Below are 586 nucleotides of genomic sequence, written 5' to 3' on the forward strand. Positions count from 1 at the left end.
CTAGACCATATCAAACTTTATTAACAAAACAAAAAACGATTTTGGTACAATGCAAGCTCTAACCCAAACAAAGCACCAAAATCGTCATGGCTTGCACCTTACTCACAAATGAACAATGGCACAAGTTAAAAATTATTCTACTACAACTTGGTATCTACAACAAGCACAATCTTAGATTAACCGTAGAAGGCATTTTGTTTCGCATTCGTACAGGCATACCTTGGAGAGACTTACCCAAATGTTTTGGTTGCCACAACACCATTTACAAAACCTTTGTGCGTTGGTAAGCTGGGTAAGTTCATGAAATTGTTTCAATGCCCATCCAAAGAAGCTGATACTGAGTGGGTGTTTATAGATGATAGTTACATCAAAGCCCATCAACATGCTTGTAATGTTGCTAACAAGACAGAACAAGGCATTGGTAAAAGTGTGGGTGGTAACACCACAAAGATTCATCTTGTGGTAGATGCTTGCGGTAACCCTATTGATTTTCTCATCACAGGTGGACAAGTTCATGATGTTAAGGTTACTCCACAGCTTATAGAGCAAAACAAACAAGTTTTATCAAAGCATGCAGAAGCATTAA

Annotated in this window: 2 protein-coding genes; both read left to right on the forward strand. The window is 38.1% G+C overall.

Translation table 11 applies throughout. The features are described 5' to 3' along the window. Window positions 1-86 precede the first annotated feature (86 nt). Window positions 87-287, forward strand: coding sequence for a transposase (locus B5J93_RS12880; protein ID WP_079326733.1), 201 nt, complete (start codon window positions 87-89; stop codon window positions 285-287). A 13-nt stretch (window positions 288-300) separates the two neighbouring features. After that, on the forward strand, window positions 301-586 hold a 286-nt coding region (locus tag B5J93_RS12885), incomplete at its 3' end, for a transposase (RefSeq protein WP_143823559.1).

This window comes from Moraxella equi (assembly GCF_002027555.1).
Taxonomy (GTDB): domain Bacteria; phylum Pseudomonadota; class Gammaproteobacteria; order Pseudomonadales; family Moraxellaceae; genus Moraxella; species Moraxella equi.

Bases quoted from the DNA above. Each gene is read 5' to 3' on its own strand.
- B5J93_RS12880 (WP_079326733.1), top strand. From the start codon at position 87: ATGGCTTGCACCTTACTCACAAATGAACAATGGCACAAGTTAAAAATT.